Origin of the sequence: Alterotamlana spongicola, assembly GCF_035818475.1 — a bacterium.
Taxonomy (GTDB): domain Bacteria; phylum Bacteroidota; class Bacteroidia; order Flavobacteriales; family Flavobacteriaceae; genus Cognatitamlana.
In genome coordinates, this window is the sequence record NZ_JAYMGV010000001.1 from 1,672,183 (window position 1) to 1,685,228 (window position 13,046).

Below are 13,046 nucleotides of genomic sequence, written 5' to 3' on the forward strand. Positions count from 1 at the left end.
AAGGAGTTACAAAGTCTCACCTTTAAACTTTTGAGGCCAATGATTTAAAAAAGACATATCCAAAGCCAGCAAAAAGCATAAGATGAAAAGGAAAAAGCCCAAAATCACCGCCCTGATTACCAACAATAAAGGCGCTGTACATTCCAAAACCAAAATACAGCATTAGCAAACCTTCAAAAATAACATGGACAGATAATGTTTTTTTAATGTATTTGTTATTTTTCCAATCGTTCTTATACTTACTCAGGTTAAATTTAGGCGTGCGGATAAATTCAGATTTTTTACCCCAATGACCTTCCAGAACAGCAATGGAATTATGTAGTGAAAAGCCCATAGCAATTGAGAAAAATACAAAAAACATGCCTATATATCTAATGAAATTCTTAAACCCGCTTCCGTATATTTTTTTATACATAAACCAGTAGCAGACAAAGAATATTATAGTACTTAATACAAAGAAGCTCATAACATAAAAGTAAGCTCTTAAATGGGCATATTCGTTTTTAATATATAGCATTGGTATACTAAGAACACCAACAATAAGTATGTTTAAGAACATGGTGCTATTCAGTAAATGGAGCAGGCCATGTATTTTGGTTTTAACAGAAATATTTTGGTTTTTTATAACCCGTCTAAGCATTTTTCTGAAATTTTCAGCCCCTCCTTTATTCCATCTAAATTGTTGAGAACGTGCAGCACTAATTACCACTGGTAGTTCTGCCGGTGTTTCCACATCTTCAAGATATTTAAATTTCCAATTGTTTAATTGCGCCCGGTAACTTAAATCCAGATCTTCAGTAAGGGTATCTCCTTCCCAGTTACCGGCATCTATGATACAGGTTTTACGCCATAAACCGGCTGTACCGTTAAAATTGATAAAATGCCCTTTGCTGTTTCTGCCTGTTTGTTCTAAAGTAAAGTGAGCATCTAATGCAAAAGCCTGTATTTTTGTAAGTATGGAATAATCTCTGTTTATATGGCCCCAACGGGTTTGAACCACTCCAATGGCTTCATCTTTAAAATAAGGAACAGTACGTTTTAACCAATCTTTTTTAGGAAGAAAGTCGGAATCAAAAATAGCTATAATTTCGCCTTTAGCTACTTCCAATCCTTCCTTTAAGGCTCCTGCTTTAAATCCGGTTCTAATGGCTCTTGTAATATGTTTTATATCAAGGCCTGTTGCCTGAAGCTTTTCAATATGTTTGCGCGTACTAGAAATAGTCTCATCGGTTGAATCATCAAGAACCTGAATTTCAAGTTTATCCTTTGGATAATCTATTTGCGCCATATTATCTAATAAACGCTCCATAACATACATCTCATTATATACCGGAAGTTGTATGGTAACATAAGGAATTTCATCTGGATTTGACAGGTCAAATTTAGGGCAATGGCTTTCTGATCTTTTTGATGATAGGTAGTTAAATAACAGATTCAATTGCGCCAAAGCATATAGGAAAATAAGCAAAAGCGAAATACTATAAATAACAATAATTATTATTTCTGGAATCATTTTTTAATGCTGTATTTAAAAATCCAACCTAAAATTTTAACGCCCGCAAATATAGCGCCTTTTATTGTACCGGATACTTTTGAAACACCAATTCTATTTCTGTAATTTACCGGTATCTCAGTATAACTGAGTTTTTGTTTTAGTGCTTTGAGCTGCATTTCTACAGTCCAGCCATAGGTTTTGTCTTCCATGTTAAGCGCCAATAATTTTTGATATTTAATGGCTCTAAACGGACCCAGATCAGTAAATTTAGCACCAAAAAATAAGGTCATTAATGTTGTGGCTAACCAGTTTCCAAAAACCTGTGGAATAGTCATAGAACCTACTTCTCTAAGTCGTTTTACACGTGCTCCAATTACAAAATCTATATCATCATTGATTATAGGAGCAATAATTTTAGTCAATTCTTCAGGGTAATCACTGTAATCACCATCAAGAAATACAATAATATCAGGCTTTTCTATTTGACGGGCAACATAGTGCAAACCCTTTAAACAGGCATATCCATAGCCTTTATTAGCTTCTTTTAAAACAGTTGCTCCCGCATTTTTAGCATTGATTTCCGTATTGTCAGTAGAATTGTTACTGACCACAATAACTTCATCAACTAATTTTGGAATATCGTTAATAACATGGGCAATGGAGTCTGCTTCATTATAGGCAGGAATGATAACTTTTACTTTAATCATTGCAGGTCACTAAGTTTGTTGTCTTTTTTAAAAGAAGCAAAGGTAGTCCATTCTTTTAATTTTTTACCTGCTCTATATTTAGAAGCCGAGATTAGTTCATCATTTTTGTACATTAAGCAATACCCGTTTTTTTGATTATTTTTTAATTGACATTTATGATCTATTTTTTCCATAGTATCATAAAACAGCCACCAGTCATTCATTTTTCCGTCTTTAAAATGTCCTTTCTTTTCTAAAAGCCCATCCATAGAATAAAATTTCCAATACTTTGTTTTTATGTTTTTTGAAAAATGGCCTTCTTTTTTAAGAGTTCCATTAGGATAGTAAAAATACCAGTATTGTGTTTTTTGATTGTTTTCTATCCAACCTTCAGAAATTAAATTATGATTGTCATCATAATTTTTCTGATAGACTTTTTGAGCGTTAAGGCCAATTGTGAAAAACAAAAAGAAGCTGAAAACTAAGAGAGAACGATCCAAACTTTATTTTTTATTAACTAAATCCATTAGGTTTACATCATTTCCTAATAAGATTTCTGTTGGATTAATACGTCCTTCCATAGCATCGTTTTCTAATTTTAAAACACCCCTGGGACAAACTGCTGAGCAGATACCACAGCCTACACAACTGGATCTGACTATGTTTTCTCCTTTTTGAGCGTAGGCTCTAACATCAATGCCCATCTCACAGCTATTGGAGCAGTTTCCGCATGAAATACATTGACCACCATTGGTAGTAATTCTGAATTTAGAGAACAGGCGTTGCTGAAACCCTAGAATAGCAGCCATTGGACACCCAAATCTACACCAGGCTCTACTTCCTAAAATGGGATAAAACCCGGTACCAATCACACCTGAAAATATAGAGCCTATATAAATACCATAAGCAGATCTGAGGCTTCCGGCATTAATGTAAAACACATGGTCTGTAGTTCCTGAAAAGTGCATCATAATTAATAAGGCTATCACCGTAAAAAAACCAATGGCTCCGTATTTTGCATCTTTACCAAGTTCTTTGCGTTTAAATATCATTACAGCAGCAAATAGCAGAGATAAAAACCCTATGACTAACGTAATAAAAAGTTCTCTGGTTAACCAAAACGTATTACTGTCATATCCTAAATAGGTGTAGACCATAGCCGTTGTCATAACTACTGAAAAGACCAAAACGACATGAATTAGCCAGCGTTCTATTTTCCAGGCATACATTTTTTTTGATGATAATTGTCTAAACGGATCTCCTGCAGTTTCCGCTAATCCACCACAACCACAAACCCAGGAACAATACCAACGCTTTCCAAATTTATAGGTCAGTATTGGCGTAATGATAAAAATAGATATAATACCAAATAAGATTAGGGCAAGTCCAATATTTCCGTTAGAAAGAAACCCTTTTACAGACCATTCGTCAAAAATATAATAGTTAAGGGGCCATATGCTTTTCAGATCGTAATAAGGTAAATCATTATTCATGACATACATGAATTCAGGAATCAAAAAAGCAAAACCAAGCTGAAAGAACATCACTGATACTGTTCGCAATTGCTGATAACGATTATGTCTGTATTTTAGAATAAATTTATAACCAAAGGCCAAAATGGCTACGGTATAAAGAGTACCATAAACAAACCATTGACTTGCCGGCCTTCCGCTTAATAATTTACTTAAGGGGTCAAATAAACTTATGAGGCCGGTATTAGCATGTCCGTCTGCTCCTAATCCTAAATACTTAGGGAAAAAGTAAAGAATAACATAAAATGCAGTAAGAATGACTCCTAATATCCATCCCCATAGTCCCCGGGATGAAATGGACTTAAACCAAGAGCCATCGTTTTTAATGCCTTCTAGTTTTGTTAAATACGCTTCTCTGGAATATATAATAGTTCCTGAAATTATTAATCCTAATGCTAATGTTAAAAACAAGCCTTTATTTGGAAATGCTGTATTAAAAAGCGCTAATACCAAAATGAATAATCCAATAACACCTATTGCCAGGGCTATTTTTTGTTTAACTGAAATTCCTATAGCATCTGGTCTTGTCAAAGACATACTGTGATTTATTTTATTGCTCATGATTATGCAGTTTGAAGTTGTTTATTATAAGCTGAGAGTATTTCAGCTTCATAATGACTATAGAATTCCGGGTCAAAATTGGCCTCAGAAAGATGGTTTATAACATAGTCTACGCTTTTTTCCTCAGTAAGCCATTTATCAAAAGTTTCATGACGCATGCGTATCCCGAAAGTATTTATTCCTAAAAATTTGTTTGTAATTGTATTGTAACAAACCGTTATGCATTTTGTGTCGTCTTGGTGTTTCCAATGAAAATGGGATTCATTTTCTCTAGGTTTTGAAAACACCCAACCATAAGTTTGGTACTCTATATCCAGGAATTTGGCGGAGTTGAACCAATGTCCAGGTTTATATTCAATTCTATTTCCGCAAATGCTCTGGGCAACGGTTTCCCCCATCATTCTACCTGTGTACCAAACCGCTTCAATAGGCCTGCGTTGCCCTATAGATTCCTTTTGCTCTGCACAATCGCCAATAGCATATACGTTCGGAATGTTGGTTTCTAAGTAATGATTTACTTTTATACCTCGTCCTGTTTCAATTTCAGACGCTTTAATGAAATCTATATTTGGAGACACACCTGCTGTAAGCCCAACTACGTCACAGGCAATTTCTTCACCGGTCTCCTGAATAATAACTGACCTGACTTTACCATTTTCATCCGATACAATTTCTTTTAAATTAGTGCCTAACCGTAAATCAATATGATGGTTTTTAATATGCCTGTTAATCATAGCACTCTCACCAGTAGGTAAAACACCGTTCCAGAAACTGTCTTCCCTTACTAAAAACGTTACGGGAATACTTCTGGAGCTTAGCATTTCTGCCAATTCAATACCAATAAGCCCGCCACCCACAATAACAGCCCTTTTACAAACTTTATTATTAGGAGCGTATTTTTCCAGGTTTTCTAAATCTTGTTTATGATACATCCCCATAACCCCGTTTAAATCTTGTCCGGGCCATCCAAACTTATTAGGTTTGCTACCTGTTGCAATAATGAGCTTGTCATAGCTGAGCTTATCACCCGAAGTAAAATGAAGTGCTTTGTTTTTAGTATCAACACTCTTTACATAACCCTTTTTTAAGTTAATCTTATTTTGTTCCCAAAACCAATTTTCATAAGGTTGAGTGTGCTCAAACTTCATATGTCCCATATACACATACATTAATGCGGTGCGTGAGAAAAAATAATCTGTTTCTGCAGAAACGATAGTGATTTTTTTATCAGATAGCTTTCTAATGTGCCTGGCAGCAGTTACACCAGAAATGCCATTGCCAATTATAACGATGTGTTCTTCCATAATTTGGTAGTTATTTGATGTTAGGTCGAAGCTAAAGGTAATAACTTATACATAATGATTTAATTTAGAATAAATTTAAATTGAGTAGTATGTGTAAGGATAATGTAGATTGTAAGACGTGAAAATTCTTAATTTTTTTTGAAAGTTTATGAGAAATGTTCAGACTTAGGCATGAGTGAAAAGTCATTTAATAAGGATTAAAATATAAACAGAGATGAAAAAAAACATAATAGTATTTATAGGATTAATTATAGGGTTTTCCATAAATGCACAAGATATAGATGCATTTTTTAGTAAAACAGATGCTTTTTTTCAAGAGCATGTATCCGATGGAAAAGTGGCCTATTCTAAAATCCATAATAACCAGGAAAAGCTTAATGCTATTTTAAAATTGGCTAAAAATATTTCAATCTCCAAAGCAGATAGCAATGCTTATCAAGCCTTTTGGATTAATGCATATAATCTTTCGGTTATAAAAGGAATTATAGATCATTATCCAACTAATTCTCCATTAGATAATGCTGGTTTTTTTGATAAAACAACATATAGCTTAGCCGGTAAGAATATTACTTTAAATGATATAGAGCATAAGCTTTTAAGAGCACAATTTAATGACGCCCGTTTTCATTTTGTTTTAGTATGTGGTGCTTTGGGGTGCCCTCCTTTAATTAGTAAAGCCTATTTGCCTAATACTCTAAATGCTCAAATGGATACTCAAACCAAGTTAGCTTTGAATGGTGCTTTTTTAAGAGTAAATACCAAAAAGAAACGTGTAGAAGCCTCTCAAATTATGGAGTGGTATAAAGGAGATTTTACTATGAAAGGTAAAACAGAAATTGATTTTATAAATACTTATAGGGAAGAAAAAATACCTGATAATTTTAAACTAAGGTACTTTCCTTATGACTGGAAAGTAAATAAGCAATAACTTAAAAACAACAAAAATAAGAAGTATGAAAAAAATAATAACATTACTGGTATTCATAGCAATAGCATATAACGGATTTTCACAAGAAGATTCAGAAAATAAAGATGCTCAAAAAAGTAATATTCAAACGTATACGCCTTCAAAACTCTTGAAGAAAGGGCAGTGGGATATTAAATTCTTTAATAGTATTTATACGCAAACTGAAAGTACCGATGAAGGGAGCACATCTGTAAAAATACCTAGAGAAACCTTTTTTACCAATACTACCGAGATTTATACCGGTGTGAGTGAGAATTCACGAATAAATGTAGGGTTTATTTTTCAGGTACGTTCAAATACTTTTGGTGGAGCTGGTGCATTAGATGTTTTTAAGTTTAAAAATGATTTAGTGAATTCCAGAAGTGGCTTAACCACAATAGCACCGTCTATAAGAGTTCAGCCATTTGTTAGTTTGCCAACATTTTCATTTACAACATCTATTTATTTTCCGGTATTTAAAGACGAAGCTTTTCCGGGGGAATTCAATGACCCTTCTTATTTAGATAAAAGAAGTACGTTTTGGGAAACTAAGTTTTTCTATGATAACACATTTGGAGGAGGAAAATGGCAAATATTTACTGAAGCTGATTTTGGATTTAACTTTGGAGAAAAAAGACCGGAAGCAGACTTTAATACCTCTAATGTAAATGAACGATTTGCTAATAATAGTTTGTTTATGCCATTAAGTGCTTTTTTAAGTTATTTCCCATCATCAAAGTCAACAATATTTATAAATGCTCAACAAGCTTTCTTGATTGATTTAGGTAATGATTTTTCGCAAAATTATACACAACTTGGATTTGGAGGTAAATATCAGGTCACTAAAGTGCTTAACGTTGAAGCTTCATTTGGTAAGTTTGTTAGAGGACATAGCTTTCAGGGACTTGGGCAAACATTTAGTTTAGGCTTACGTGCCCTGTTTTAATGAATAATAGTAAATTAGGAGTCTAAACATCATAATAAATGGTAAAAAGTAGGCTCCTGATTTTTTTATTAATACTCAGCATTCAATCCTGTAAAACCCAAACCAGTAAAATAAATGGTGTAAGTTTTGTAGCATCCAGAGACCAAATCAATGAAACACATATTGAACCTTTGGTTGCACTAAATGCTAATTATGCAGCGGTAATGCCCTTTGGTTTTATAAGGGATTTAGCTCACCCAAATATTGTTTATAATACAAACAGACAGTGGTTTGGAGAAACCAGAGAAGGCGCTAAACAGTATATGGGAAGGCTTCGTGAAAAGCGTATCAAGATCATGCTTAAGCCTCAAATTTGGGTTTGGCGTGGTGAATTTACAGGCTTTATTGAAATGAAGAATGAAGAGGATTGGAGGGTGTTAGAGGAATCATATTCTAAATTCATTTTAGATTATGCGGAGCTGGCTCAGGAGCAGAACGTTGCTGTTTTTTGTATTGGCACTGAACTGGAAAAGTTTATCCATAACAGACCACAATACTGGGAGTTGCTTATAAATGAAATCAAGAAAGTGTATAAAGGTAAATTAACCTATGCAGCCAATTGGGACGAATTTAAACGTACACCGTTTTGGAATACACTGGATTATATTGGTGTTGATGCCTATTTTCCTGTAAGTGAGCGTAAAACTCCAACCATTTTAGAATGCTTAGAAGGATGGAAAATGCATAAAAAAGTAATCTCAGATCTGTCAAAAGAATATAACAAACCTGTGCTATTTACTGAATTTGGTTATAGAAGTGTTGATTATACAGGTAAAGAACCCTGGAAAAGTGATAAAAGCATTGACCAGGTAAATATGGAAGCTCAAACTAATGCATTACAAGCATTATTTGAGACTTTTTGGACAGAAGATTGGTTTGCCGGCGGTTTTATTTGGAAATGGTTTCATGATCATGAACGTGCCGGTGGAGTAAATAATAATAGGTTTACACCACAAAATAAACCGGCAGAAGTTATAATCAAAGCACAATACAGTTCAAAATGAAGTATATAAAACTCTTATTTGTTTTGGGTATTCTAATATCCTGTAGTGAAGATAAAGATGATGAGGTTCAGGCTTCATTAGCAACCTATATTCAGGGGCGAAACATAGAAATGGGGGCAGTTATAGCATGCGCGGCAAGTGATCCTGTTTCAGGTCAGGTGTTAACGTTTTATTATCCGGAATCAGGAGCAACTGATATCAGGTTGTATCAAACAGATCAAATGGATTTAGATGAAAATAATTTATCTCATTATACTCAGGTCTTAATACAGAATATGCCTTTTTTTAACGGGTATTTAGGGAAATATGAGCAAAATCTGAATCATGAAAAGTGGTGTATTGTCACTTTTGAATTAGATGATGAAATCAAAATTTCTAACCCTATCAGGTTTAAACAGATCTTAAAGCCAACGCTTTGGAATGATCTAGTAACAATAGATCAATCACAATCCGGAATGCCTGATTTTACATGGGAAGATAACCCCGTTGGAGATAATGCAATTTATTTTCAGGTCATTTCTGATGCTCAAAACAACTTATTGTCAGGAACCTATACCTATCAAAATCAATTTCAATATTATAAAACAGATAATGTGGTTTTGAATATAACAACTCAAATACCACCGGATTTGATTTTAGGTACGGGATATAACTTTACTTTAATGGATGTAAGTGAGGATAATTGGGTAAATTGGGTGGTTCAAAAACAGTTTATATCTGAATGAAAAAGGCTTTAATTTTTTTTACAATTGCTTTATTGGTGTTGAACGTGTTTTCTCAGGAAGGTATGGTTTATGACCTGAAAGTTCAAGGGAATAAACGGGTAAAGGCTTCATTCATTAAAAGGATATCATCAATTCAGTCTGGGAGTGTATTAGATTCCACAATTTTAGAGCATGATATCATACGATTGAAACGTTTGCCTTCGGTGTCTCATGCATACTATCAGGTATTTTCCGCTGATGGTGGTGGTTATAACGTGTTTTATAATATAGAAGAGAATTTTACGCTTATTCCATCCTTAAATGTTTACACCACTAATGATGATGAGTTTGCCTACAGATTGGGCTTATATGAATTTAATACGCTGGGGCGTGGCATTATCTTTGGCGGCTTTTATCAAAAGGATATTTATAGTTCTTATGCCATTAATTTTCGAGCCCCATATTTGTTTTCCAATAAATTGGGCTTAGCAATCAACCGCCAGGACCTTACAACTTTAGAGCCTGTATTTTTTGATAATACCTCTTCAAATTATAAATATAATAACGATTCCTTTGAAGTATTAGGACTCTACGAAATTAATTTTGATAATAGAATTGAAATAGGGGGTAACTACTTTAAAGAAATCTATCAATATCAATTTGGGGCTACTAACCCAAATGTTCCTCAGGAATTAAATGTCAAGAAGTGGTTATTAAAAATTATTTACGAGTATAATAGGTTAGATTATTTTTATCAATACGTTTCCGGTTTTAAGAGTCAGTTTAATTTTCAATATGTAACCTCTACAGATGATATGCTTCCGGATTTCTTTATCGGGTGGAATGACTTTTTTCTTTTCAAACGTGTAGGAGAAAGGGGGAATTGGGCTAGCAGATTACGTTTTGGATTGTCATCTAATGATAATACGCCTTTTGCACCTTTTTCTGTGGATAATAATGTAAATATTAGGGGGGTAGGTAATGTGATAGACCGGGGGACAGGTTCTGTAGTGTTGAATACAGAGTACAGGCACAGTCTTATTGAAAAAAACTGGTTTGTCTTACAGGGTAATGCGTTTATTGATGCCGGTTCATGGAGAAACCCCGGAGGGCGGCTTTCAGATTTTACTAAAGGTGAGAATATTAAAGTGTATCCGGGTTTAGGCTTGCGGTTTATTCATAAGAAAATTTACAATGCCATTTTTAGAATAGATTACGGTTATGGTATTAGCAAAAATGCCAGTAAAGGATTTGTTTTTGGTATCGGACAATATTTTTAATCTTAAGTTAACTTTCTAACCCGGTAATTTGTCTGGAAACCATTAGTTTTGCCAAAAATGTTTTGAATTTATGCGAGAAATAGCAATTGGTGATATTCATGGAGGTTTAAAGGCTTTAATTCAAGTGTTAAATCAATTAGAGATTAAAGATGAGGATAAACTTATCTTTATGGGTGATTATGTAGATGGCTGGAGTGAATCTGCACAGGTTATACAGTTTTTAATTGAGCTTTCTCAAAAAATAAATTGTGTATTTATCAAAGGGAATCATGATGTTTGGTGTGAAGACTGGTTAAAAACAGGAGATGTTAATATGACCTGGTATATGCATGGTGGAAAAGAAACCATTGAGAGTTACCAAGGGTTTTCAGATGATGACAAAAAGAAGCATTTAGATTTTTTTGAAGCCATGCCTTTATACCATTTAGATGATGAAAACAGGTTATTTCTTCATGCCGGCTTTACTTCCATGCATGGTGTGAAAAAAGAGGTTTATGAGAAGACCTTTTACTTTGACAGAACACTTTGGGAAATGGCATTGACTATGAACAAGGAGCTTTCAGAAGATTCACTGATCTACCCAAACAGACTGAAACATTATAAAGAAATTTATATTGGACATACACCAACAACCAATTTTGGATATGATACGCCCATGAATGCTGTAAATGTGTGGAATATTGATACTGGAGCAGCGTTTAAAGGGAAATTGTCTGCAGTAGATATTAATACTAAAGCAGTGTTTCAAAGTGATAATCTTCCCGGCTTATATCCAAATGAAAAGGGAAGGAATAAAAACTAACTAATATATTTTTTATAGTACTGATACAAATCTTCGGCATTAGCTCCAAACCATTTTTTTATATAAATACGCCAATAAAAGTATTGTAATTTCCAGATTCCATGTTTTTTGTATAAACGGGCTGAAGTACGAAGTTTTTTATTAATAACGGTATATTGATTCCTGGCATAAAGCTGGTTGATCAAAATGTTATCTTCATATATAATATAATCTTCATCATAACCTCCAATAGCGTTAAATAGCATTTTGGTTATAAATTGGCTTTGATCACCACCTCTACAGGCTCTCCAATCAAATTGAGTGAACCAACTGGCTAAGCGTAACCACCAATGAGAACTGTTAAATTGCATTCTAAAACAACCGGCTTGATTTCCTTTTTGAATTTCACGGATAATAAGTTTGTCAAAATCTTTGGGAGGGAAAGAATCGGCATGTAAAAAATATAAGAGATTGCCATTAGCTGCTTTAGCGCCTGAATTCATTTGTTTTGCACGTCCTTTTTCTGTTTCAAGAAGGACAATGTTGCAATTAGATGTTAAGTTTAGTGGATTTTTATCGGTTGACTTATTATTGATAAAATGAAAAGCTTCAATGTTTTTAATCTTATTGGTATTGGTGAAAGCGTTCACAATATTTGTTGTACGGTCTGAACTACCTCCATCTACCACAATAATTTCAGAAATATTTTCATGCGAAGTATTAGAAATCAGATGCTCCAATAGTTTGCCAATAAGAGCTTCTTCATTTAAAACAGGAATTATAATAGAGATTTTAGTATCCATAATTTTCAATAGGTTGTCCGAATGTGTAAATTTTAAAATACGTTTATCATAAATTGACTATCCTGTTATTCATTTAAATTCCAGTCATAATCCTTAAAGCGCTTTTTAGCTTTATCAGAAATTTTAATATCGGAGTATTGGTTTAAAAAATCTATCAAACTGCCGTTTTGTTTAAAATCTTTAGCAAACCATTGAAAGATCTTTGAAAGTTCTATGCTGTTTTCTGAAATGTTGTTTTTTGAATGATCATTTAAAAACACTTTTGTGGCAAGAGTTAATTGATCTTCCAGATTTGAAGCAACAAAGGCGTAGTTTTGAAGTTTAGGGCAAGAGTATGAGGCGCATACAATTGCAAAATGAATGCGGGGCTCGTCCATTTTACGAAGAATTTGATGTTCAATATCGTTTAGGTTATACCATTTTTCACCTAATTTCCAATAACGCTGACCCCAGGGATCTTTAATGTCTTTGATGCTATTTACCGGATAATGTCTGAGAATAAGATCAACAGTAAATGCATTATATGCATTGATCCAATATGCTAACTGATATGCTTTTGATGAGTTTTTGTTTGGGAATGCAGCATCTAATGCTTTAAAATAATGGTTTAGTTTTATACGGTCACTTTTAAAACCATTATAATTTACAGCTCCATTGTTAGAAACATGCTTTTGCAAGAGTTCTTCCCAAGTTTTGTGAACTTCATTAAATCGTTTAGATAGAACCTGATTAAATGCTTCAGGTGTATTTTTGTTTTCTGCAGTTACTTTTTCTACAGGAGGATTGTCGTTTTTTTCTGTATTATTCAGTTCTGGAGGTGTTTTTTTAGGAGTGTCAATACTAACTTTTAAAGTATCATTTAATAATGCCGTTTGCTTTTCTTTTTTGTGCGTTATTTTTTTTGTGCTACCACAAGACATGATGAGACATAACACAAAAAAGAGCAGTAGGTTTTTCATTTGAAA

13 protein-coding genes are annotated in these 13,046 nt (G+C 33.7%); 6 read left to right on the top strand and 7 right to left on the bottom strand.

The window, feature by feature from the left end; all coding sequences use genetic code 11:
- Nucleotides 1–22 precede the first annotated feature (22 nt).
- The 5 genes from VOI54_RS07230 to VOI54_RS07250 are packed head-to-tail and all read right to left on the bottom strand — an operon-like array spanning nt 23 to nt 5,578.
- Nucleotides 23–1,513, bottom strand: coding sequence for a cellulose synthase family protein (locus tag VOI54_RS07230; protein WP_326282055.1), 1,491 nt, complete (start codon nt 1,511–1,513; stop codon nt 23–25).
- Nucleotides 1,510–2,202 (bottom strand): glycosyltransferase family 2 protein, encoded by a 693-nt coding sequence (locus tag VOI54_RS07235; protein WP_326282056.1) that lies wholly within the window; start codon nt 2,200–2,202, stop codon nt 1,510–1,512. Before VOI54_RS07235 ends, VOI54_RS07230 begins: the two co-directional genes overlap by 4 nt.
- Complete coding sequence (locus tag VOI54_RS07240) at nt 2,199–2,681, bottom strand: toxin-antitoxin system YwqK family antitoxin (protein WP_326282057.1); 483 nt, start codon at nt 2,679–2,681, stop codon at nt 2,199–2,201. Before VOI54_RS07240 ends, VOI54_RS07235 begins: the two co-directional genes overlap by 4 nt.
- Before the next feature lie 3 nt (nt 2,682–2,684).
- A complete protein-coding gene (locus tag VOI54_RS07245; RefSeq protein WP_326282058.1) occupies nt 2,685–4,274 on the bottom strand; it encodes a 4Fe-4S binding protein in 1,590 nt (529 codons plus the stop codon).
- 2 nt (nt 4,275–4,276) lie between these two features.
- Nucleotides 4,277–5,578 carry an NAD(P)/FAD-dependent oxidoreductase gene (locus VOI54_RS07250; protein WP_326282059.1) on the bottom strand — a complete coding sequence of 434 codons (1,302 nt, stop codon included), beginning with the start codon at nt 5,576–5,578 and terminating at the stop codon, nt 4,277–4,279.
- Nucleotides 5,579–5,792: 214 nt separating this feature from the next.
- Here VOI54_RS07250 and VOI54_RS07255 point away from each other — a divergent pair, with 214 nt between their 5' ends.
- The 6 genes from VOI54_RS07255 to VOI54_RS07280 all read left to right on the top strand — a co-directional run bounded on the left by VOI54_RS07255 (nt 5,793) and on the right by VOI54_RS07280 (nt 11,299).
- Nucleotides 5,793–6,506 carry a DUF547 domain-containing protein gene (locus VOI54_RS07255; RefSeq protein WP_326282060.1) on the top strand — a complete coding sequence of 238 codons (714 nt, stop codon included), beginning with the start codon at nt 5,793–5,795 and terminating at the stop codon, nt 6,504–6,506.
- Between the two features lie 25 nt (nt 6,507–6,531).
- Nucleotides 6,532–7,470 carry a hypothetical protein gene (locus VOI54_RS07260; RefSeq protein WP_326282061.1) on the top strand — a complete coding sequence of 313 codons (939 nt, stop codon included), beginning with the start codon at nt 6,532–6,534 and terminating at the stop codon, nt 7,468–7,470.
- Between the two features lie 38 nt (nt 7,471–7,508).
- The gene (locus tag VOI54_RS07265; RefSeq protein ID WP_326282062.1) at nt 7,509–8,513 is read left to right on the top strand and encodes a glycoside hydrolase family 113; all 1,005 of its coding nucleotides are present in this window, start codon (nt 7,509–7,511) and stop codon (nt 8,511–8,513) included.
- Nucleotides 8,510–9,238, top strand: coding sequence for a hypothetical protein (locus VOI54_RS07270; RefSeq protein WP_326282063.1), 729 nt, complete (start codon nt 8,510–8,512; stop codon nt 9,236–9,238). The genes VOI54_RS07265 and VOI54_RS07270 overlap by 4 nt, the downstream gene beginning before the upstream one ends.
- Nucleotides 9,235–10,497 (top strand): BamA/TamA family outer membrane protein, encoded by a 1,263-nt coding sequence (locus VOI54_RS07275; RefSeq protein WP_326282064.1) that lies wholly within the window; start codon nt 9,235–9,237, stop codon nt 10,495–10,497. Before VOI54_RS07270 ends, VOI54_RS07275 begins: the two co-directional genes overlap by 4 nt.
- Before the next feature lie 70 nt (nt 10,498–10,567).
- A complete protein-coding gene (locus tag VOI54_RS07280) occupies nt 10,568–11,299 on the top strand; it encodes a metallophosphoesterase family protein (RefSeq protein ID WP_326282065.1) in 732 nt (243 codons plus the stop codon).
- Here VOI54_RS07280 and VOI54_RS07285 read toward each other — a convergent pair.
- Nucleotides 11,296–12,081, bottom strand: coding sequence for a TIGR04283 family arsenosugar biosynthesis glycosyltransferase (locus VOI54_RS07285; RefSeq protein WP_326282066.1), 786 nt, complete (start codon nt 12,079–12,081; stop codon nt 11,296–11,298). The genes VOI54_RS07280 and VOI54_RS07285 overlap by 4 nt on opposite strands.
- A 65-nt stretch (nt 12,082–12,146) precedes the next feature.
- Nucleotides 12,147–13,040: a DUF547 domain-containing protein gene (locus VOI54_RS07290; RefSeq protein WP_326282067.1), complete on the bottom strand. Its 894-nt coding sequence runs from the start codon at nt 13,038–13,040 to the stop codon at nt 12,147–12,149.
- Between the last annotated feature and the right edge of the window lie 6 nt (nt 13,041–13,046).

Excerpts from the sequence above, each read along its gene's own strand:
- VOI54_RS07230 (WP_326282055.1), bottom strand. The coding sequence starts at position 1,513 with ATGATTCCAGAAATAATAATTATTGTTATTTATAGTATTTCGCTTTTG.
- VOI54_RS07235 (WP_326282056.1), bottom strand. The coding sequence starts at position 2,202 with ATGATTAAAGTAAAAGTTATCATTCCTGCCTATAATGAAGCAGACTCC.
- VOI54_RS07245 (WP_326282058.1), bottom strand. The coding sequence starts at position 4,274 with ATGAGCAATAAAATAAATCACAGTATGTCTTTGACAAGACCAGATGCT.
- VOI54_RS07250 (WP_326282059.1), bottom strand. The coding sequence starts at position 5,578 with ATGGAAGAACACATCGTTATAATTGGCAATGGCATTTCTGGTGTAACT.
- VOI54_RS07255 (WP_326282060.1), top strand. The coding sequence starts at position 5,793 with ATGAAAAAAAACATAATAGTATTTATAGGATTAATTATAGGGTTTTCC.
- VOI54_RS07260 (WP_326282061.1), top strand. The coding sequence starts at position 6,532 with ATGAAAAAAATAATAACATTACTGGTATTCATAGCAATAGCATATAAC.
- VOI54_RS07265 (WP_326282062.1), top strand. The coding sequence starts at position 7,509 with ATGGTAAAAAGTAGGCTCCTGATTTTTTTATTAATACTCAGCATTCAA.
- VOI54_RS07270 (WP_326282063.1), top strand. The coding sequence starts at position 8,510 with ATGAAGTATATAAAACTCTTATTTGTTTTGGGTATTCTAATATCCTGT.
- VOI54_RS07275 (WP_326282064.1), top strand. The coding sequence starts at position 9,235 with ATGAAAAAGGCTTTAATTTTTTTTACAATTGCTTTATTGGTGTTGAAC.
- VOI54_RS07280 (WP_326282065.1), top strand. The coding sequence starts at position 10,568 with ATGCGAGAAATAGCAATTGGTGATATTCATGGAGGTTTAAAGGCTTTA.
- VOI54_RS07285 (WP_326282066.1), bottom strand. The coding sequence starts at position 12,081 with ATGGATACTAAAATCTCTATTATAATTCCTGTTTTAAATGAAGAAGCT.
- VOI54_RS07290 (WP_326282067.1), bottom strand. The coding sequence starts at position 13,040 with ATGAAAAACCTACTGCTCTTTTTTGTGTTATGTCTCATCATGTCTTGT.